Here is a 19,517-nt window from a genome sequence, read left to right as displayed (position 1 = left end):
GGAAAGGTAGAGCAATGTCCGTTTCGATCCGTCTGTCGCGCGGTGGCGCGAAGAAGCGTCCTTATTACAAGATCGTCGTCTCCAACTCGCGCGCTCCGCGCGACGGCAAGTATCTTGAGCAGGTCGGCACCTACAACCCGGTCCTCCCCAAGGAAGACGAGAACCGCGTGCGCCTGGTCGAAGACCGCGTGCGTTACTGGCTCGGCGTTGGCGCCCAGCCGACCGACCGCGTTGCCCGTCTGCTCGACAAGGCCGGCATCAAGGAACGCGCCGCAACCGTGAACGCCCAGAAGGGCGAGCCCGGCCAGAAGGCCAAGGACCGCGCCGAGGAAAAGGCCGAGAAGCTGCGTGAAGCTGAAGAAGCTGCCGCTGCTGCTGCAGCCGCTCCGGCCGCTGAAGAAGCGCCTGCCGAAGCAGCTGCTGAGGAATCGACCGAAGCCTAAGCTTCAGGTTGAATCCAGATGGCTGGTCAAGACCGCCCCGTCACGCTTGCTGCCGTAACCGGCGCGCACGGCGTGACGGGCGAGGTTCGCCTCAAGCTGTTCGGTGAAGGCGTGGCGGCGCTCAAGCGCTACCGCGCCTTCACCGATTCCACGCTCACGCTCACCAAAGTGCGCGATGACGGCAAGGGCGGCGCGATCGCCCGCTTCGAAGAAGTGCTCGATCGTAACGCGGCGGAAAAGCTGCGCGGTACCGCGCTCACCGTTCCGCGCTCGCAGATGCCGGAACTGGCGGAAGGCGAGTATTATCACGCCGACCTGCTGGGCCTGCGCGCCGTTTCCGATGCGGGTGACGAACTGGGCACTTGCATAGCGGTCGAAAACTTCGGCGCCGGCGACGTGATCGAGATCGAGCGTCCGGCAGGCGAGGACGGCAAGCGGCGCCGCTTCATGGTGCCGATGAGCCCGGCCGCGGTGCCCGAATGGGATCACGAACGGGTGGTGGTCAACGCCGCCTTTGCGGAAGAATAAGGAAAGGCCGCCTCCGGGCGGCCTTTCTGCGTCAGGGGCCTTGGTTTCTCAGGCGAGGGTTCCTCAGGCGAGCGCGGGGTCGGTGCAGGGCTGTGCGGCTTGCCGCGGGGCCTGGCTGCCATCGGTCGGGGCGATCAGCGGCGTTACGGCCGCCAGACTGGAGCCGGCCAGCACGCCGGCGAGAATGGCGATGGTCGTCAGCCTCGCCTTCCGTGCCAGCGCAGTTTCCAGCCGCGCCTTGCGCCCGATCCAACCGGGCAGGCGTGTGGCTTTGGCGGCGAGCGTTACGAGGCCGCGATCCGCATCTTCGGAAAACCGGGCATGGCCGGCGTTCCATTGGCGCATGAAATGTTCGTCCTGCATTGTCCGGTTCCTCCTTCGGATATCCGGAATCTGCGCGTTGCAGCGCCTCTTTGCCAACAAACCCTCTGGTGGCAGCCATAAGGCTGCCTTATCGTCGGGCCATGGACCGCCTGCCGCCCCTGACCGCCGTTCGCGCATTCGAAGCCGCGGGCCGGCACGAGAATTTCTCCCGTGCCGCCGAGGAACTGGGCATGAGTCAGGCGGCCATTTCCTATCAGATCAAGCAGTTGGAAGACCGGGTCGGCAAGCCGCTGTTCGTGCGGGAGAAGGGCCGGGCGCGGCTATCGGATGTCGGGCGCAGGCTGCTGCCCGCGCTGTCCGGTGCGTTTGCCGCGATGACAGATGCTTTCGCCGCCGTTCGCAGCGAAGAAGAGGACGTGCTGGCGATCAATGCTTCGGTATCGCTTGGCGCAAGCTGGCTGAGCACGCGCATCGGCCGCTTTCAGCTCCGCCATCCCGACATTGCCGTCCGCATGTCGCTTTCGAACGAAGTGATCGATTTCGCAACTTCGAACTACGATGCCGCGATCCGGGGCGGCGCGGGACGTTGGGAGGGGCTGCGCAGCGAATTCCTGTTCCGGCAGCACTATTCGCCGATCTGCGCACCGGATTTCCTGGAGCGCCACAGGATCACGCGGCCGGAAGACCTGCTGGCGGTGGAGCGCTTCGCCCCTAACGATCCCTGGTGGGCGGCCTGGTTCGCAGCCGCCGGCGTGGGAACGCCGCCGCCGCCGTCCCGGCGCGGCTTCATGTTCGACAACCAGCTCCAGGAAGGCAGCGCGGCCCGCGAAGGCTTCGGCATAGCCCTGATGACACCGCTGATCTGGCGCGAGGACCTGGCGGCGGGACGTCTGGTCCAGCCGTTCGCGACGATGTTCCTGCCCGGCACCGGCCATTGGCTGGTCCACCCGGAACAGCGCGTGGGCGTCCGCAAGCTGGAACGCTTTCGGGAATGGCTGCGCGACGAAGTGATGCGCGACCGGGATTTCCTGCCGCCAGAAGTATGGGAACCCTTCTGAGCGACACAAAATCCCGCCCGGCCTCTTGTCGCCGCCGCCGAATTGGGCTTTGCGCGACAGCATGACTTTCAACGCCACCGTTCTCACCCTCTATCCGGAGATGTTTCCTGGCTCGCTCGGCGTCAGCCTGGCGGGCAGGGCGCTTGCCGAGGGCAAATGGGCCATGAACCCCGTGCATGTCCGCGATTTCGCGGCCGACAAGCATCGCACCGTGGACGACACCCCCGCAGGCGGCGGTGCGGGAATGGTGCTCAAGGTGGATGTGCTGGCGGCGGCCATCGACCATGCCCGCAGCATCAATCCGGCCGCGCCGGTCATCGCCATGACACCGCGCGGCAAGCCGATCTCGCAGGCCCGTGTGCGCGAATTGGCGGAGGGCTCCGGCGTCACCATCCTGTGCGGCCGGTTCGAAGGTTTCGACGAGCGCATTTTCGAGGGCCGCGACGTCGAGGAGATGTCGGTCGGCGATGCGGTGCTTTCCGGCGGCGAACCCGCGGCGATCCTGCTTCTCGACGCTTGCATTCGCCTGCTTCCCGGCGTAATGGGCGCGGCTTCCAGCGGGACCGAGGAATCGTTTGAGGACGGTCTTCTCGAATACCCGCAATATACCCGACCCACCGAGTGGGAAGGGCGCACGATCCCTGAAGTGCTGCGATCGGGGGATCATGCGAAGATCGCCGCCTGGCGGAAACAACAGGCGGAGGAAGATACACGGTCACGCAGGCCGGACCTTTGGGAACGTCGCAGTGACGTTCGGGGCCAGTCTGCCTCTGGTGCGCGGCGCAAAAACGAGGACTTAGGTTCATGAACCTGATTCAGCAGATCGAGGCCGAGGAAATTGCCAAGGCCGCCAAGGAAATCCCGACCTTCCGTCCGGGCGACACCGTCCGCGTCGGCGTGAAGGTTGTCGAAGGTACCCGTACCCGCGTCCAGGCTTACGAGGGCGTGTGCATCGCGCGCTCGAACCGTGGCATGGGTTCGAACTTCACCGTTCGCAAGATGAGCTTCGGCGAAGGCGTCGAGCGCGTATTCCCGCTCTACTCGCCGAACATCGACTCGATCACCGTGGTTCGCCGCGGCGTCGTGCGTCGTGCCAAGCTGTACTACCTGCGCGGTCGTACCGGCAAGCGCGCTCGCATCGCCGAGCGTCGCATCAACGACGTCCAGGGCTAAGCTCCGGCATCGTGTCCGCCGCTTGCAGGCTGGACAACTTGAAAGGCGGTTCGGTTTCGAACCGCCTTTTTTGTGTCTCCGCCTGGATGACAATTACGGTTATCGACTTGATTCCGCGAAGCGAATCAGTCCACGCCGGCAAAATGAACCCGCGCGGCCCTTCTGTTGTTCGACGCAACGCCTTTCGGAAAGAGGGCAGGCGTCGCACGGTCGATCATGCTGCGTTGCACAATTCAGGAATCGTCATCTGAATGGCGGAAAAACGCGATAAAGTGCCAGTTTTGGCTTTGTTTAGCCTTTGACACCGCGCGCAAAAACCGCTCAATTCCGTCGCGTTTAGAGGCGAGTCCGAATATCCCGACACATCCGATTCAACAGAAAGGTTAGGGGGTACCCATAATGAACAAGAACGATCTTATCAGCGCCGTAGCAGACTCGAGCGGACTTACCCGTACCGATGCCACCAAGGCCGTCGAAAGCGTGTTCGACGCCATCTCCGGCGCGCTGAAGTCCGGCGACGAAGTTCGCCTCGTTGGCTTCGGCACTTTCTCGGTTGCCAAGCGCAAGGCCTCGACCGGCCGCAACCCGCGCACCGGCGAACCGATGGAAATCAAGGCTTCGGCTCAGCCGAAGTTCAAGGCCGGCAAGGGCCTCAAGGACGCTGTCAACTAAGCATCCTTGTAGCCTGCTACGCCTCGCGGGCTGAAAAGATTACGCCGCGCCAACTTTGGGTTGGCGCGGCGTTTTTCGTTGTAGCGGTCTGTTTCCCGGAGGATGCCGCCGGGACCCAGGCCAGGCAGGACCTGCGCCGAGGCGCCGGCCCTCTCCGGTTCAGGGCATCAGTTTGACCAGAGCCGTCGGTGCGGCGGGCGTTCGGGGGTCTATCTTCCACATGAGCGCCTTGCCATTGGCAGCCGCCTGAGGGCCTTCGTCGGTGTTGTTGGCCAGGATCTCGCCATCGGTCGTCACGGTGAAAGTGCCGTCGGCCTCGGTGGTGCCGGGCATGGCATCGCCCTCCTTTTCATTGGCCAGGCCGCTCATCATGGCGCCCATGCCCGTCGCGCCGGCTTGAGGGCCGAACGAGGGGGCATCCACGCGCACCGAGCCGTCCCGGCGCAGCGAGAGCTGGACGAACCGATTGCTCATCGCAAAGCCCTCGATGGTGGGGAATGCGAAATCATGGTCGAGCCGGCCGGTCATCGCGAAATCGACATCGAACTTGCCGTCTCCTATGTAGACGGCCTTGTTCCAACCAACCTGGCGGCGGAGCTTCTCGGCCACTTGCTCCCCGGCTTTCGGATCGCTGGGATCCAGCCCGCCCAGCAGCATTTGCGCGGCCTGGGCATCGCTCTTCTTCTTGTCCTCGTTGGACTTCTCCCAATCGGTCTTCTGCTGGGCGAGTTCCTCCTCGGTGCAGGGGTGCTCGTTGTAGTCTTCGTCGTGGCACGCTTCCGGCGCGAAGACCTTGGGCTTGGATGCCTGGAGAGGCACCATCACGATTTCGCCGGCATAGCGGAAGGTGAACGTGCGGTTCTTGCGCAAGTCCAGCGTCGAGGTGAATTTGCCGGGTGCGAAGATGCACGCTGCCGCCAGCAGGGCGAGGGCGGTGACGCCCAGCCCTGCCAGCAAGCGGCGCCCCAGGGGGCGCCGTTCGACTTGGTTCATGATGAGTGCCCCTCTTGCGTTCGGATCGTCAGCCGCGGGTCGCCGCGGCGTAAAGCGCGATGGCAGCGGCATTGCTGACATTCAGGCTTTCCATCGCATCGCTGATCGGCAGCTTGGCGACGGAATCGCAATGCTGGGCGATGTTGTGGCGCATGCCGTCACCTTCGGCGCCGAGCACGAGCGCGACCGGTCCGGCAGGAAGCGCTTCGCCGAGAGTCGACTGCGCGCCGCCGTCGAGGCCGATGCGCCAGTAGCCGGCTTCCGCGATTTCCTCGAGCGCGCGGGCCAGGTTGACCACGCGGACCCAGGGAAGGACTTCCAGCGCACCGGAAGCGCTCTTGGCCAGGGTACCCGATTCGGGCGGTGCGTGACGGTCCTGCGTGACGATGGCGCAGGCATTGAAGGCCGCCGCCGAACGCATGATCGCGCCGACGTTGTGCGGGTCGGTTACCTGGTCGAGCACGACGACCGGGCGCGAGGGATCGCCATCCAGCACGTCGTCGATGAAGATATCATCGAGCGGTGCGCATTCGAGCACGAGGCCCTGGTGCGGAGCGTCGCGTGCGACGAGGCGGGCGAGATCGGCTGGCTGGGCCCATTCGACGGGGAAGTCGGCCGGCAATTCGCCGTCGAGCGATTCCACGCCCTCGCGAGTCGCCCAGAGCTTGCGATGGCTGCGATTCGGATTCTTGAGCGCGGCCTCCACGGCGTGGCGACCCCAGAGCCGAACCATGCCGGTGCTCGCTCTGCCGCTGCCACGGCCGTTCTTCATCCGGCCTGCGCGGCCGCGCAGCGCCTTCCCGGAGCGTCCGCCTTCGCGGTCGCCTTCTTGCCGGTCGCTACGATTGGTCATGAAAACTGTCCTTTTTGGAAAAACTATGCCGCTCCTGCCATTACCCCCATTGACAGGCAAGGCCGCGTTCTACATAGGCGCGCTCCTCGGCAGCGAGGCTCTGGTTTCGGAGCTTCAACACAACGGGTTTTTCGAAAGAAGAACCCCCGCCAGCAACTGGTGTGGACAGGTGGCCGAGTGGTTAAAGGCAGCAGACTGTAAATCTGCCCGTGCAAGCGTACGCTGGTTCGAATCCAGCCCTGTCCACCACCGGCTTCCCTAACAGGACATTCCCTTCGGGGCTCCCCTCCAGTTACAGCATCGCGCGAGATAACCGTGCCGTGTCGCGTATCGCGGCGGACAGGGTGCCATGTGGCGTATCGCGCTGGAAACTATCCCCGGCCGTCGGCGTGGATGGGAACATGCCCTTCTTCCCGGCATTGCGGGAGGGGTGGACACTGACTAGAGGATGGTGATGCCCGGAGAAATTCTCGATAATCAGGGACGCGGCGAAGCGTCCTGGAGCTGGCCTTCCATCCACCCGGAAGGCCGCAAGTTCGGCGCTATCGCCGGCGTCGTGGCCCTGATCGGCTGGATCGTGTTCGGTCCGCTGGTCGGTTGGCCGCTGGCGCTGCTCACGGTCTGCGTGCTGGCCTTCTTCCGCGACCCCGTGCGCGTGACGCCGCAGGACGACCGTTATATCGTCGCACCGGCCGATGGCCTGGTGACGCTTATCGGCAAAGTCTCTCCGCCGCGCGAACTGACGGTCGAGGATGGCAGCGGCTCGCAGCCTATGTCGACCGAACCGGTTACCCGCATCTCGATCTTCATGAGCGTCTTCGACGTCCACATCAATCGCAGCCCCATCGGCGGCACGGTGCGCCGGGTGATCTACATCCCCGGCAAGTTCCTCAATGCCGACCTCGACAAGGCCAGTGAGGAAAACGAGCGTCAGCACATCCTGGTCGAGCGCGGTGATGGACTGCGCGTCTGCTTTACGCAGATTGCCGGTCTGGTCGCGCGCCGCATCGTTCCGTTCGTGAAGCCGGGCGACATGATCGCCTCCGGCCAGCGGATCGGCCTGATCCGCTTCGGCAGCCGCGTCGACGTCTATCTCCCCGCAGGAACGGAGCCCAAGGTGCTCATGGGCCAGCGGATCGTCGCCGGTGAAACCGTGCTGGCGGAACTCGGTTCGGCGCCGGTGATCGAGGGTATCTCGCAGTGACCGGCGAGCCCGACGGAATCCAGGGCGGCGAGTTCGAGGGCGATGGCCTTCGCGTGCGCCGCCGCCTTGCCGGCGGGCTGCCGATGCGCGTTTTCGTTCCCAATGCCATCACGGCCGCCGCGCTCTGCTCCGGCCTTACCGGTATCCGTTTTGCGATCGGCGGCGATTATGAGCGCGCCGTGCAGGCCATCATCCTCGCGGGCCTGCTCGACGGTATCGACGGCCGCGCGGCGCGCCTGCTCAAGGCGCAGACGCGTTTCGGCGCCGAGCTGGACAGTCTGGCCGATTCGATTTCGTTCGGTGTTGCCCCGGCGCTGATCGTCTATCTCTGGACGCTTCACCAGCTGCCCAGCCTGGGATGGATTGCCGCCCTGGCTTTCGCGATCTGCTGCGTACTGCGTCTGGCGCGCTTCAATTCCCGCCTCGACGAGATCGATCAGCCGCATAAAGACGCCGGTTTCCTGACTGGTGTTCCGGCGCCGATCGGCGCGGGGCTGGCGTTCCTGCCGATGTATCTGTGGATCGCGAGCGGGGTGCCGGAATTCGCCAATCCCATCGCGGTCAGCGTCTGGATGGTGGTGATCGCCTTCCTGATGATCTCCAGCCTGCCGACGCTCAGCTGGTCCCGCATGAGTCCGCCGCCAAGCCTTCGCGTCGGACTGATCGCGCTGGTCGGCCTGACCGTGGCGGCGCTGCTGACCGAGCCCTGGTTCACGCTGGCCGTGATTACCATTGCCTATCTGGCGCTGATTCCCATCGGCATCGTCACTTACATGAAGATCAGGCGGCGAGGTCCGTCGCCGGCAGTTCCATCCCCGGCCATTCCAGTCCCGGGCGTTCCGCCGCAGTCCACTGCGACTGGCGGCGAGGACGGACCGAACGGTCCTTTCTGAGCGTGGCGAGCGCGGGCAGGGGCACGCGTTCGATCGCTTTCCAGACCAGAAGAGTGCTGTCCGGGCAGCCACGCAGCTGCGCCGGCAAGGACCGCGCCGCATCCGCGTGGCGCAGCCAGCTCGTGGCGATGACATGGGCCGAAACAATCGCGGCCACAGCGAAGATACAGGCAGCAAAAGCAGTCATGACCGTTCCTTTCGAACCATCATCCATGGCCTCCCTGGTCTGCCGAAGAGCAGCGCCTGTGGACACCTTGTGGAAAATCCAGAATCGTTCTATTAATGTTCCTGTGATCTCGTTGTTCTCAATTTGTTCTCCGGCTGTCAAGCAGGAATCGTCCAGACCTTCGCTGAGCGTAAAGCGCGCGCTGCGGGGGGCGGCATGAGCGGAGAAGCCGTCGATCGTCTGGCCGAGCTGGAGGGCTTGCGCGACTGGTGCGAGAGCAATCAGTTCGATCTGGAGGAAATTGATTCGAGCGAACTCGTCCTGACCGATCGCGAAGCGGGGAGCGTCTGGTCGGTATTCGGCGTCGACGACTGGATCCAGATCAAGGGTCTGGTTCTGGACGAAGTCGAACCGGGATCGGCCTTATGCCTGACTCTCGCGCGCTTGCATGACCGGTTGCTGGGCTGCCGGTTTTCAGTCGACGCGCAGCAAGGCCTCATCATCATCGTCGATCTCATGCCCTCCTGCCGAACCGCTGCGGCAATCGGCGAGGCGGTCATGCAGATGCAGGCAATCATCGATCATACGAGCGAACTGCTGGAGGATGTCATCGAGCGCGAGATGGAGGCCGATGACCGGACCATCGACCAGGCGTTCGGACTGGAAGGCTCGCGGCGCCTGCACTGATTCGCCGATGTCAGGTCAGGCCGCCCGACGATGGGTCAGGCGGCGCGGAACATGCGGCGCGGCCTTTGGCGCGAGCAGGCGGCGACGGGCTGCAGGGGGGCGGCGCGGGGCACGATCTCCCGGCAATACGGCACCCCGTCTCCAGCACACGGCGTCTCCGGCTTCAAGATCGATCTGGCGTTTCAGGTTGCGCAGTGCGGGCAGGGCAGCGCGGTAGCTCTTCCAGATCGTCATGAGCGCCAGGGCGGCGCCGATTCCGAACAGGATGGATGAAACGACAGTCATCGATTGCGTCCTTGAATTCGCGACCCCCTCAGGCGCTGTCCTTGAAAGATCCCTTCTGCTGTGCCGATCGCTGGCGCCGGATGGAACTGCGCCAGAAGCGCCGGCAGCTTGGGGATTACCCTGTGGAAAAGCAGTGGAAGCCCTGTAGTTTCCGGCCTTGGCCGCCAAGTCTCGCGCTCTGCGACGAAATGCCTTGTCGGGACGCCGGATTGGGGCTGGTGTTTTCGGGCAAACGGCGCTAAGGGCGGCCCCGCTCGGCGAAAGGTGTCGAATTCGCGTCACCCGCGACTCGGGCAATCCACATGGAAAGCGCACATACCGGTGCTAGGCGGCCAGGGATCGATATCCCCGCTTGGTTCCTGCTTTCCAGAGGTTCAACCGGAAGGAATTACATTATGGCGGCTCCCGTCGTCACCATGCAGCAGCTCATCGAAGCCGGCGCGCACTTCGGCCACCAGACCCACCGCTGGAACCCGCGCATGAAGCCGTACATCTTCGGTGCGCGCAACGGCATCCACATAATCGACCTTTCGCAGACCGTGCCCCTGATGGCCCGCGCTCTCGAGTTCGTTTCGGCCACTGTCCAGGCCGGCGGCAAGGTGCTCTTCGTTGGCACCAAGCGCCAGGCTCAGGAGCCGATCGCCCAGGCCGCCCGCGCTTGCGGTCAGCACTTCGTCAACCACCGCTGGCTGGGCGGCATGCTCACCAACTGGAAGACCATCTCGGGTTCGATCAAGCGCTTCAAGGCTCTTGAAGAGCAGCTTGCCGGCGACACCACCGGTCTGACCAAGAAGGAAGTCCTTCAGCTCACCCGCGAGCGCGACAAGCTTGAGCTGTCGCTTGGCGGTATCCGCGACATGGGCGGCATCCCGGACGTGATGTTCGTGATCGACGCCAACAAGGAAGAGCTGGCCATCAAGGAAGCCAACGTCCTTGGCATTCCGGTCGTTGCCGTGCTCGACACCAACGTGAACCCGCAGGGCATCTCGTTCCCGATCCCGGGCAACGACGACGCCAGCCGTGCCGTTCGTCTGTACTGCGAAGCCGTTGCTCAGGCCGCCACCAAGGGTGGTCGTGACGCGCTCGTGAACAGCGGTGCCGATCTCGGCGCCATGGACGTGCCGGTTGCCGAAGAGACCGTCGAGGCCTGATAGGTCCGGCGACGACTTTTTCGTCATGGAATTGTCGCGCGCCGGGTCCAATGGGCCTGGCGCGCGTTAATTTTATGGGCCGCTGTGCGACCCGGGCATTTCATGGGCCGCAACGCGACCTGGGCATTTTCGGGTCGCATCGCGATCCGAGGATTTTAAAGGCCGTGCTACACGGTCCCACCAAGCAAGAGGATTTGAGCGATGGCTTACACCGCCGCTGACGTGAAGAACCTGCGCGAGCGCACTGGCGCCGGCATGATGGACTGCAAGAAGGCCCTGGACGAAACCGGTGGCGATCTCGAAGCTGCCGTCGACGCGCTGCGCGCTCGCGGTCTGGCTGCTGCAGCCAAGAAGTCCAGCCGTACGGCTGCCGAAGGTCTGGTCGGCGTTGCCGTCACCGGCACCAAGGGCGTTGCCGTCGAAGTGAACTCGGAAACGGACTTCGTTGCGAAGAACGACCAGTTCCAGGACTTCGTCCGCAACACGACCGAAGTCGCCCTCGGCGTTGCCGGTGACGACGTGGAAGCGCTCAAGGCTGCTGCCTACCCGACCGGCGGCACCGTTGGCGACGCGCTGACCAACAATGTTGCGACCATCGGCGAGAACCAGCAGGTTCGCCGTCTGAAGACCGTCGAAGTCGCTCAGGGCCTGGTCATCCCCTACATGCACAACGCTGCCGCGCCGAACCTCGGCAAGATCGGCGTTCTCGTCGCGCTCGAATCGGAAGCTTCGGCTGACGTTCTCGAAGCCCTCGGCAAGCAGATCGCGATGCACATCGCCGCTGCCTTCCCGCTGGCCCTCAACGCCGACGACCTCGACGCCGAGCTGATCGAGCGCGAGCGCAAGATCGCCCAGGAAAAGGCCGCCGAATCGGGCAAGCCCGAAGCCGTGCAGGCCAAGATGGTCGAAGGCGCGATCGCCAAGTACGCCAAGGAAAACGCCCTGCTCTCGCAGGTCTTCGTCATGGACAACAAGACCCCGATCCAGCAGGTCGTCGACCAGGCCGGCAAGGAAGCCGGTGCCAAGATCGTGCTGAAGGACTACGTCCGCTTCCAGCTCGGCGAAGGCATCGAGAAGGAAGTCACCGACTTCGCAGCCGAAGTGGCTGCTGCTGTCGCCGGCTGATCCTTCGCGGACACCGAAATAAGAAAAGGGCCTGGGAGCTTAGGCTTCCCGGCCCTTTTTCTTTGCGCGGTGCAGGGTCAGTAGGCGGCGGTGAACCTCGCGCGGCTGTGCCGGTGTGCTTCCAGTTCGTCGACCATGGCGATGGCGTAGTCGGCAAAGCTGATCTTGCTCTCTCCGGCTTCGTCCGTGAGGAGCAGGTCGCCCCCCGTGCGGTAGGCTCCCGTGCGCGGGCCTTCGAAGATCAGCGCGGCGGGGGAGAAGAAGGTCCAGTCCACGTCGTCGACCTGCCTGAGCGCGTCGAGGAAAGTGATGCCGCCGGTTGCAAATGGCTTCCACTCTTCCGGGAAATCCGGCGAATCGATTAGCCGCTTGCCGGGCGCGACTTCGAGACTGGCGGCACCGCCGGTGACGAGGAGGCGGTGGACGCCCGCCTTGCGGAGCGCGGCAAGCAGTGTGTCGGCCGAGACATCGAAGTGGAGCGCGCTGATCACCGCATCGCTGCCGGCGATGAGCGGGGCGAGCGCCTCGGGGTCGGAGGCGTCGCCGGCCGTGGCGGTCACGCCTTCTACCGACGGAATCTTCGCAGGATTGCGCGCGATGGCGAGAACCTGATGGCCGCGCGCGGCGGCCTCCCTGGCGATTTCCGATCCGGCGCGGCCGCTGGCGCCGAGGACTGCAATCTTCATTTCCGGATACTCCACTGGTTTCCAATAGTGACCAAGTGTGTCATGGAGCGTGGCCATGCAAGAAGGCACTTTCAGCGCACCGGGTTACCCCGAGGGAACCGGTGACCGTCTCCCCGACGTCTACGCGGCGAACTGTCCGACCCGGCAATTGCTGGATCGCATTGCCGACAAATGGAGCGTGCTGATCCTGACCACCCTGGGTTCTCGGGAGATGCGGTTCAACGCTCTGAAACGGCGGATCGACGGGATTTCCCAGAAGATGCTGAGCCAGACCCTCCGCTCGCTGGAGCGTGACGGACTGGTCGTGCGCGCGGTCGTGCCGACGGTGCCGGTGACGGTCAGCTACGCCATCACGCCGCTGGGACGTGAATTGCTCGCCGCGCTTCAGGCCATGATCGACTGGGCCGAACGGCGCATGGCCGACGTAAGGCTGGCGCAGCTTGCTTACGACGTTCGCGAAGAGGAACTGGCGGGCCTGGCTCTGTAAGAAGCCAGGATCGCATGCGATCTGCAGTGCAGGGTTGAAATGATATAACGTTACTGTACTGCGCGAGGCATGAGCCGAGCCGATCTCCTATCCCTGCCGCAGAACGAAGCCGTGCGTCCCGTTTCGGGTCCGCGGATCATGGCTATCGATGCCCTGAGGGGGCTCGTCATGCTGTTGATGCTCGTCGATCATACCCGCGAGTTCTTCTACCTCGATCGGCAGGTCACCGATCCGATGAACCTCGATGTCACCGATCCCGCGCTGTTCCTTACGCGACTGGCGGCGCATCTCTGCGCGCCGGTTTTCGTCGTACTGACCGGCGTATCGGCCTGGCTCCATGCGCGCGGCGATGCGGCGCGGGCCGGGGCTTTCCTGGCCAAGCGCGGGTTGTTCCTCATCGTGCTGGAAGTGACTCTGGTGAACTTCGCCTGGACTTTCGACCCGGCGCCCGAGACCTATTTTCTCCAGGTCATCTGGGCGATCGGCCTGTCGATGCTGGCCTTGGCCGCGCTCGTCCATCTGCCACGCGCCTGGGTCGCGGGCCTGGGCGGGGCGCTCATATTGGGACACAACCTCCTCGACAGCATCACGCTGGCGCCGGACGCGCCCGGGCATGCCCTCTGGGCGATTCTCCACCAGCGCGACCTGATCGCGCTGCCCTGGGGCGCGGCGGCGCGCACCTCCTATCCGGTTCTGCCCTGGATCGGGGCGATGGCGATCGGCTATGCCGCCGGACCGTGGTTCGGCCGCGAGGCGAACCCGAAGATGCGGGGCAGGGCGCTCCTTCTGTTTTCGGCCGGAAGTCTGGCCCTCTTCGCCCTGCTGCGCGCAGCGACGGGATACGGTGACACCCAGGCCTGGACCGTCAGCGGAAACATGCCGCGCGATGCCATGGCCTTCGTGAACCTCACCAAGTATCCGGCCTCCGCCTGTTTCCTGCTGCTGACCCTTGGCATAGGTGCCTCGCTGCTCAACCTGTTCGAACGCGCGGAACACCGCGGCGCCGGTGCGGCGATCCGGTGGCTGGCCGTGCTGGGCGGGGCGCCCCTGTTCTTCTACCTCGTCCATCTCTATCTGCTCCACGCGGCCAACCGCGCGGCCGGTGCGGTGATGGGGGCGCAGGGCCTGACGAGCGTGCCTTCGGTGGGCTGGATCTGGGCGCTGGCAGCGCTCACCGCGGTCCCTTGCTGGTTCGCCACGCGCTGGTTCGCCGGGGTCAAGCGCGCCAGTCCCGCCTGGTGGATGCGCTACCTATGAAGGGGTAGGAGGGGCCGCCGCGCAGACCGGGCGCGGTCATCCACAAGCTCGCCCCTTGGCAATCGGCCCGCGCGCTCCTAAAGCCGGGCGGTCCTGCCCAGAGGAGATTGTGCGGCCATGAGTTCTTCCCCTTACAAGCGCGTCCTGCTGAAACTGTCGGGCGAGGTCTTGATGGGAAGCCAGCAGTTCGGAATCGATCCCGAATTCGTCGCCGAACTTGCCAAGGAAGTGAAGGCGGCCAAGGAAACCGGCCTGGAGGTCTGCCTCGTCATCGGCGGCGGCAACATCTTCCGCGGCATGGCCGGCGCCGCGCGCGGCATGGACCGTGCGCAGGCCGATTACATGGGCATGCTGGCCACCGTCATGAACGCCCTGGCGATGCAGAATGCGCTCGAGCAGCTTGGCGTCGAGACGCGCGTGCAGTCCGCCGTGCAGATGGACCAGGTCTGCGAGCCGGTGATCCGCCGCCGTGCCGAGCGTCACCTGGAAAAGGGCCGCGTGGTGATCTTCGCCGCCGGCGTTGGCGCACCTTATTTCACCACCGATTCGGGCGCTGCCCTGCGCGCCGCCGAAATGCGCTGCGACGCTCTCTTGAAGGGCACCAGCGTCGACGGCGTCTATGACAGCGACCCCAAGACCAATCCGGATGCCAAGCGCTACGATTCGGTCGATTACGACACTGTCCTCGCCGACAACCTGAAGGTGATGGACGCCTCCGCCGTGGCCCTGTGCCGCGACAATTCCATTCCGATCGTCGTGTTCTCGATCCGCGAGAAGGGCAATCTCGCCACCGTTCTTGCCGGTGGCGGCACCAAGACGATCGTCCAGAAGGGAGCCTGAACAATGGCCAAGTACGACAAGGCGGATCTCGAACGCCGCATGACCGGCGCGATCGAAGCACTGAAGCACGACCTTTCGGGCCTGCGCACCGGCCGCGCCAACACCGCGCTGCTGGAGCCGATCATGGTCACCGTTTACGGTGCCAACACGCCGATCACGCAAGTCGCCACGATCTCGGCGCCCGAACCGCGCATGCTTTCGGTGCAGGTCTGGGACAAGACGAACATCGGTCCCGTCGAAAAGGCGATCCGTTCGGCCGGTCTCGGCCTCAACCCGATCAATGACGGCAACACCCTGCGCCTGCCGATTCCCGACCTGACCGAGGAACGCCGCAAGGAACTGGCCAAGCTCGCCGGCTCCTACGCCGAAAAGGCCCGCGTCGCCGTGCGCAACGTGCGCCGAGATGGTATCGAGAACCTGAAGGCGGACGAAAAGAAGAAGGAAATCTCGGAAGACGAGCGCAAGCGCGGCGAAACCGAAGTCCAGAAGCTGACCGACGACATGATCAAGTTGCTCGACGAGGAGTTCGGCCGCAAGGAGAAGGAAATCCTCGGCAAGTGAGGCTTAGCCTCGCCGCGAGGGAGACCTGATGGCCAAGGAAGAACCTGCGAAAGTCGTGGCGCGCCACGTTGCCATCATCATGGATGGCAACGGGCGCTGGGCGAAGAAGCGCCACTTGCCGCGTGCGCTGGGTCACCAGCGCGGCGTCGAATCGGTTCGCCGCGTGGTGCGCGGCGCCCGGGAGATGGGGCTGGAAGCGCTGACGCTCTACGCCTTCTCCACGGAGAACTGGCGGCGGCCGGAGGAAGAAGTCTCCGACCTCATGAGCCTGATGAAGCGCTTCATCCTCTCCGATCTGGACGAGTTTGCAGCGGCCGGTGTCCGGCTGAAGATCATCGGGGATTACAAGGCCTTCAAGCCCGATGTGGTCGAATTGGTCGAAGGTGCCGTCGCGCGGACGGCCGGCAACACCGGCACCACGCTGGCCGTGGCGCTCAATTACGGTTCGCAGGACGAGATCGCCCGCGCCGCCAGCAAGGCAGCCGCGAAGGGCCCGATCACGCCCGAAACCATCGCTGCCGAACTCGATACGGCGGACATGCCCCCGCTCGATCTGCTGATCCGCACTTCGGGCGAAGTTCGGCTGTCGAATTTCCTGCTCTGGCAGGCGGCCTATGCGGAAATGATGTTCACCGAAGTGCTCTGGCCGGACTTCACCGCCGAGCACTTGCGCCAGGCCCTGGAAGATTTCACCTCCCGCGAGCGACGCTATGGCGGACGCTGACCCCGGCAGGAAAAAGTCCGACCTGGGCGTGCGGACGGCTTCGGCCGTGGTCATGCTGGTCGTGGCCGGCGGCGCGCTGTGGCTGGGCGGGGTGGTCTGGACCGCCTTCGTCTGTGCCGTGGCGCTCGGCGTGCTCTGGGAATGGGTCAAGCTGGCCCGCGGCGGCACGCAACATCCCGGCGAGCGCGCGGCCTTCAACTTCGGCGGCATGCTCTATGTGGGTATCGGCGCCGCGATGTTGCTGTTCCTGCGCAACCCGGCTTTCAGCCTTGCGCCGCTGCTGACGATCCTGCTGGCCGTGATCGGCGTCGATGTCGGCGCCTATTTCACGGGACGCTCGCTGGGCGGCCCGAAGATCGCACCTTCCATCAGTCCGTCCAAGACCTGGTCCGGCCTGCTCGGCGGCGTCCTTGGCGCCACGCTGGTCCTGTTCGGCGCCGCGCGCTTCTGGCAGGAGGGGCTGATCTCGGTCCATCCGCAGGGCAATGCGGCGGACGGCCCCGCCTGCTTCGGGATGCAGCCCTGCTGGTACCTGACGGCCAATGCGGTGCCGCTTTTCGCGACCTGTCTGATGACCGGCATACTGCTGGCCGTCTGCGCGCAAGCCGGCGATTTCTTCGAAAGCTGGATGAAGCGCCGGGCCGGGGTCAAGGACTCGGGCCACTTCATTCCGGGCCATGGCGGTTTCTTCGACCGTCTCGACGGCTTGCTGGCCGTGCTTTTCGTGCTAGGGCTGATGATCCTTTTCCAGCCGCGATGACCATGATGCGCACCATTTCCGTTCTCGGAGCCACCGGCTCCATCGGCGCCTCGACGCTGGACCTCGTTCGCCGCCATCCGGCGGACTGGCGCGTCGTGGCCCTGACCGCCAACGGCAACGTGCCGGAACTGGCCCGGCTTTCGATCGAGCTGTCCGCGCAAGTCGCGGTCGTCGCCGATGAGACGTGCCTGCCCGCCTTGCGGGAGGCTCTGGCCGGAACCGGGATCGAAGCCGCCGGCGGCCCTGCCGCGCTGGTGGAAGCCGCCTCGCGCGGCGCCGACGTCACCGTGGCCGCCATCGTCGGCTGTGCCGGCCTCGCGCCCACCATGGCCGCGATCGAGCAGGGCGGGGTGATCGCGCTCGCCAACAAGGAGGCGCTCGTCTCGGCGGGCGAAGTGATGACCGCAGCGGTGGAGCGTCACGGCGCAACCCTGCTGCCCATCGATTCCGAGCACAATGCGATCTTCCAGTGCCTGCAGGGCAACAGCCTCGATCACGTCCGCTGGATCACGCTGACGGCCAGTGGCGGTCCGTTCCGCGACTGGTCGCTCGACCGGCTGACGCTGGCGACCCCGGCACAGGCGGTAAAGCATCCGAATTGGGATATGGGCGCGAAGATCAGCGTCGATTCGGCGACGATGTTCAACAAGGGCCTCGAACTGATCGAGGCGCACTACCTCTTCCCGGTCGGGCTGGACCGGCTGCGTATCATCGTTCACCCGCAGTCCGTCGTTCATTCGATGGTGGAGTATCGGGACGGGTCGACTCTGGCGCAGCTCGGGCCTTCCGACATGCGTGTGCCAATCGCTTCTGCGCTCGCCTGGCCGGAACGGATGGACACGCCCTGCGCACCGCTGGACCTGGCCGAAATCGGCGAACTGACGTTCCGCCGCCCCGACGAAGTGCGGTTTCCCGCCACGCGTCTGGCCAGGGAAGCGGCCGAGGCGGGCGGTGCCATTCCGGCCGTGCTCAACGCTGCAAACGAAGTGGCCGTGGCCGCTTTCCTTGGCGGTCAGATTCCGTTCACGCGCATTGCCGCACAAGTCGAGGACGTGCTCGGGGCCTATGCGCCGCCCGCGCCCTCCAGCCTGTCGGATGTTCTGGCGGTTGACGGCGAGGCAAGAGCAAGGGCAAGCATGCTGGCCGGGACTGCGTGACGGCACGCGGTCCGAAAAGGATTCCCTGAATTGACCGGATCGCCCAACCTGCTGACGACGATCTTTGCATTCCTGTTGGTGCTGGGGCCGCTCGTGCTGATCCATGAGCTTGGCCACTATCTGGTGGGACGGCTGTTCGGCGTAAAGGCGGATGCCTTCTCGATCGGTTTCGGCAAGGAGATCGCGGGCTGGACCGACCGGCGCGGCACCCGCTGGAAGCTCTCGGCCCTGCCGCTGGGCGGCTACGTCCAGTTCGCTGGCGACATGAACCCGGCCTCGGCGCCCCGCGCCGGGGAGGACGGCCTCACGGCCGAGGAACGCACCAGGACCTTCCATGTGAAGCCGCTGTGGCAGCGTGCGCTTATCGTCTTTGCGGGCCCGCTGACCAACTTCGTCCTCTGCGTGCTGATCCTGGCCGGCTTCGTCTATGCTCACGGCCGTCTGATCGCGGATCCCGAGGTCGTCGGCTTCTCGGAAACCTCCGCGGCGAAGGTGGCGGGCGTGCAGATCGGCGATCGCATCGTCGCCATCGACGGCAACCGCATCGGCAGCGTCACCGATATTCCCGAACACACCGTCTATTTCCCGGGCAAGAACGTGGAACTGGTCGTGGACCGGGAAGGGCGCTCGGTCGTTCTGCCGGTGACCCTGGCCGGCGACGAAGTGAGTGACGATTTCGGCAACAAGGCCCGGATCGGCGACCTCGGCCTCGATTTCGCCGTCCCGGTCGTAAGCGGCTTCATGGGCGATTCCCCGGCCGAGCAGGCAGGCATGAAAGTGGGTGACCGGATCGTTGCCGTCGGCGAGACTCCGATCAGCAGCTTCCGCGAAGTGCCGCCGCTGATCATGCCCATGCCGGGTGCCAGAACGACCATAACCGTCATGCGCGAGGGCCAGGCGCATGTCCTGCCCATGACCATCGGCAGCGCCATCCAGAAGGACGCGCAAGGCCGCCAGGAAACCGTCGGGCGTATCGGTGTCCAGTCCGGTTTCGGCCGGCTTGAGCCTGTTGGGCCGGTCGCCGCACTGGGTATCGGCGTCGATCGCAGCTTCGCGCTGATGGGCACGATAGTCACCGGGATCCGGCAGATCGTGACCGGAGACCGGTCCGTCCGAGAACTGGGCGGCCCGATCAAGATCGCCAAGTATTCCGGCGAGCAATTCTCGCTGGGATGGGAGCCTTTCGTGGGCTTCGTGGCGATGATCTCGATTAACTTGGCATTCATCAATCTCCTGCCAATTCCTGGCCTCGACGGCGGGCACCTGGCTTTCTATGCGGCCGAATTGGTCCGTCGCAAGCCGCTGGGACTGCGCAGTCAGGAATGGGCGATCCGCACCGGGGTGGCACTCGTGCTTGCCCTGATGGTGTTCGTCACGGTCAACGATCTGGCATCGCTCCCGATTTTCGGGGGATAGCCTGGAGAATTCATCAGCCATCACATTTCCGCCGGGATTGGCTGCTTGATTGGACGTCGTCCATCGGGCAGATG

Annotated in this window: 24 protein-coding genes and 1 tRNA gene; 20 read left to right on the top strand and 5 right to left on the bottom strand. The window is 64.9% G+C overall.

Features of this window, described 5'->3' with window-relative positions; translation table 11 throughout:
* The first annotated feature begins 14 nt into the window (after positions 1-14).
* A complete protein-coding gene (gene rpsP, locus EDF58_RS06535) occupies positions 15-443 on the top strand; it encodes a 30S ribosomal protein S16 (protein WP_132263646.1) in 429 nt (142 codons plus the stop codon).
* An 18-nt stretch (positions 444-461) separates the two neighbouring features.
* Positions 462-971 carry a ribosome maturation factor RimM gene (gene rimM / locus EDF58_RS06530; RefSeq protein WP_132263644.1) on the top strand — a complete coding sequence of 170 codons (510 nt, stop codon included), beginning with the start codon at positions 462-464 and terminating at the stop codon, positions 969-971.
* Positions 972-1,034: 63 nt separating this feature from the next.
* Here the strand turns inward: rimM and EDF58_RS06525 are convergent, their stop codons facing one another.
* Positions 1,035-1,334 (bottom strand): hypothetical protein, encoded by a 300-nt coding sequence (locus EDF58_RS06525; RefSeq protein WP_132263642.1) that lies wholly within the window; start codon positions 1,332-1,334, stop codon positions 1,035-1,037.
* A 68-nt stretch (positions 1,335-1,402) separates the two neighbouring features.
* Between EDF58_RS06525 and EDF58_RS06520 the strand changes: the two genes are divergently transcribed.
* The 4 genes from EDF58_RS06520 to EDF58_RS06505 all read left to right on the top strand — a co-directional run bounded on the left by EDF58_RS06520 (position 1,403) and on the right by EDF58_RS06505 (position 4,198).
* Complete coding sequence (locus EDF58_RS06520; RefSeq protein ID WP_243654101.1) at positions 1,403-2,353, top strand: LysR substrate-binding domain-containing protein; 951 nt, start codon at positions 1,403-1,405, stop codon at positions 2,351-2,353.
* Between the two features lie 61 nt (positions 2,354-2,414).
* Positions 2,415-3,161, top strand: a complete 747-nt coding sequence (gene trmD / locus EDF58_RS06515; protein ID WP_132263640.1) for a tRNA (guanosine(37)-N1)-methyltransferase TrmD — start codon at positions 2,415-2,417, stop codon at positions 3,159-3,161.
* On the top strand, positions 3,158-3,526 hold the full coding sequence (gene rplS, locus EDF58_RS06510) for a 50S ribosomal protein L19 (protein WP_132263638.1): 369 nt from the start codon (positions 3,158-3,160) through the stop codon (positions 3,524-3,526). Before trmD ends, rplS begins: the two co-directional genes overlap by 4 nt.
* A gap of 399 nt (positions 3,527-3,925) precedes the next feature.
* The gene (locus EDF58_RS06505; protein WP_132263636.1) at positions 3,926-4,198 is read left to right on the top strand and encodes an HU family DNA-binding protein; all 273 of its coding nucleotides are present in this window, start codon (positions 3,926-3,928) and stop codon (positions 4,196-4,198) included.
* 159 nt (positions 4,199-4,357) lie between these two features.
* On the opposite strand, the gene EDF58_RS06500 is transcribed toward EDF58_RS06505, so the two are convergent.
* The gene (locus EDF58_RS06500; protein WP_132263634.1) at positions 4,358-5,191 is read right to left on the bottom strand and encodes a hypothetical protein; all 834 of its coding nucleotides are present in this window, start codon (positions 5,189-5,191) and stop codon (positions 4,358-4,360) included.
* 28 nt (positions 5,192-5,219) lie between these two features.
* A complete protein-coding gene (locus EDF58_RS06495; protein WP_132263633.1) occupies positions 5,220-6,044 on the bottom strand; it encodes an RNA methyltransferase in 825 nt (274 codons plus the stop codon).
* A gap of 163 nt (positions 6,045-6,207) precedes the next feature.
* Here EDF58_RS06495 and EDF58_RS06490 point away from each other — a divergent pair.
* The 4 genes from EDF58_RS06490 to EDF58_RS06475 all read left to right on the top strand — a co-directional run bounded on the left by EDF58_RS06490 (position 6,208) and on the right by EDF58_RS06475 (position 8,994).
* A tRNA-Tyr gene (locus tag EDF58_RS06490) sits at positions 6,208-6,293 on the top strand.
* Between the two features lie 205 nt (positions 6,294-6,498).
* Entirely contained in the window at positions 6,499-7,248 is a 750-nt protein-coding gene (locus EDF58_RS06485; protein ID WP_132263631.1) for a phosphatidylserine decarboxylase, read from the top strand.
* An 83-nt stretch (positions 7,249-7,331) separates the two neighbouring features.
* Positions 7,332-8,141: a phosphatidylcholine/phosphatidylserine synthase gene (locus EDF58_RS06480; protein WP_132264195.1), complete on the top strand. Its 810-nt coding sequence runs from the start codon at positions 7,332-7,334 to the stop codon at positions 8,139-8,141.
* A 382-nt stretch (positions 8,142-8,523) separates the two neighbouring features.
* Positions 8,524-8,994, top strand: a complete 471-nt coding sequence (locus EDF58_RS06475; RefSeq protein WP_132263629.1) for a hypothetical protein — start codon at positions 8,524-8,526, stop codon at positions 8,992-8,994.
* Between the two features lie 15 nt (positions 8,995-9,009).
* Here EDF58_RS06475 and EDF58_RS06470 read toward each other — a convergent pair whose 3' ends face one another.
* A complete protein-coding gene (locus tag EDF58_RS06470; protein WP_132263627.1) occupies positions 9,010-9,279 on the bottom strand; it encodes a hypothetical protein in 270 nt (89 codons plus the stop codon).
* A 395-nt stretch (positions 9,280-9,674) separates the two neighbouring features.
* Here EDF58_RS06470 and rpsB point away from each other — a divergent pair, with 395 nt between their 5' ends.
* The gene (rpsB, locus tag EDF58_RS06465; RefSeq protein ID WP_132263625.1) at positions 9,675-10,430 is read left to right on the top strand and encodes a 30S ribosomal protein S2; all 756 of its coding nucleotides are present in this window, start codon (positions 9,675-9,677) and stop codon (positions 10,428-10,430) included.
* 201 nt (positions 10,431-10,631) lie between these two features.
* Positions 10,632-11,555, top strand: a complete 924-nt coding sequence (tsf, locus tag EDF58_RS06460) for a translation elongation factor Ts (RefSeq protein ID WP_132263623.1) — start codon at positions 10,632-10,634, stop codon at positions 11,553-11,555.
* A gap of 77 nt (positions 11,556-11,632) precedes the next feature.
* Here tsf and EDF58_RS06455 read toward each other — a convergent pair whose 3' ends face one another.
* The gene (locus EDF58_RS06455) at positions 11,633-12,241 is read right to left on the bottom strand and encodes an NAD(P)-dependent oxidoreductase (protein WP_132263621.1); all 609 of its coding nucleotides are present in this window, start codon (positions 12,239-12,241) and stop codon (positions 11,633-11,635) included.
* Positions 12,242-12,296: 55 nt separating this feature from the next.
* Here EDF58_RS06455 and EDF58_RS06450 point away from each other — a divergent pair, with 55 nt between their 5' ends.
* The 8 genes from EDF58_RS06450 to rseP all read left to right on the top strand — a co-directional run bounded on the left by EDF58_RS06450 (position 12,297) and on the right by rseP (position 19,443).
* Positions 12,297-12,728 (top strand): helix-turn-helix domain-containing protein, encoded by a 432-nt coding sequence (locus EDF58_RS06450; protein ID WP_132263619.1) that lies wholly within the window; start codon positions 12,297-12,299, stop codon positions 12,726-12,728.
* A 69-nt stretch (positions 12,729-12,797) separates the two neighbouring features.
* Positions 12,798-13,985 carry a heparan-alpha-glucosaminide N-acetyltransferase domain-containing protein gene (locus tag EDF58_RS06445; RefSeq protein ID WP_132263617.1) on the top strand — a complete coding sequence of 396 codons (1,188 nt, stop codon included), beginning with the start codon at positions 12,798-12,800 and terminating at the stop codon, positions 13,983-13,985.
* A gap of 117 nt (positions 13,986-14,102) precedes the next feature.
* Positions 14,103-14,825 carry a UMP kinase gene (gene pyrH / locus EDF58_RS06440; RefSeq protein ID WP_132263615.1) on the top strand — a complete coding sequence of 241 codons (723 nt, stop codon included), beginning with the start codon at positions 14,103-14,105 and terminating at the stop codon, positions 14,823-14,825.
* 3 nt (positions 14,826-14,828) lie between these two features.
* Positions 14,829-15,386, top strand: coding sequence for a ribosome recycling factor (gene frr, locus EDF58_RS06435; protein ID WP_132263613.1), 558 nt, complete (start codon positions 14,829-14,831; stop codon positions 15,384-15,386).
* 28 nt (positions 15,387-15,414) lie between these two features.
* Entirely contained in the window at positions 15,415-16,110 is a 696-nt protein-coding gene (uppS, locus tag EDF58_RS06430; RefSeq protein ID WP_132263611.1) for a polyprenyl diphosphate synthase, read from the top strand.
* Positions 16,097-16,870, top strand: a complete 774-nt coding sequence (locus tag EDF58_RS06425; RefSeq protein WP_132263609.1) for a phosphatidate cytidylyltransferase — start codon at positions 16,097-16,099, stop codon at positions 16,868-16,870. Before uppS ends, EDF58_RS06425 begins: the two co-directional genes overlap by 14 nt.
* 5 nt (positions 16,871-16,875) lie before the next feature.
* Positions 16,876-18,027 carry a 1-deoxy-D-xylulose-5-phosphate reductoisomerase gene (locus EDF58_RS06420; protein WP_132264193.1) on the top strand — a complete coding sequence of 384 codons (1,152 nt, stop codon included), beginning with the start codon at positions 16,876-16,878 and terminating at the stop codon, positions 18,025-18,027.
* Positions 18,028-18,057: 30 nt separating this feature from the next.
* A complete protein-coding gene (gene rseP, locus EDF58_RS06415; RefSeq protein WP_132263607.1) occupies positions 18,058-19,443 on the top strand; it encodes an RIP metalloprotease RseP in 1,386 nt (461 codons plus the stop codon).
* Positions 19,444-19,517: the final 74 nt, after the last annotated feature.

Origin of the sequence: Novosphingobium sp. PhB57 (genome assembly GCF_004342985.1) — a bacterium.
In the GTDB taxonomy this organism is placed as follows: Bacteria; Pseudomonadota; Alphaproteobacteria; order Sphingomonadales; family Sphingomonadaceae; genus Novosphingobium.
This window is presented reverse-complemented; position numbering and strand designations above follow the sequence as displayed.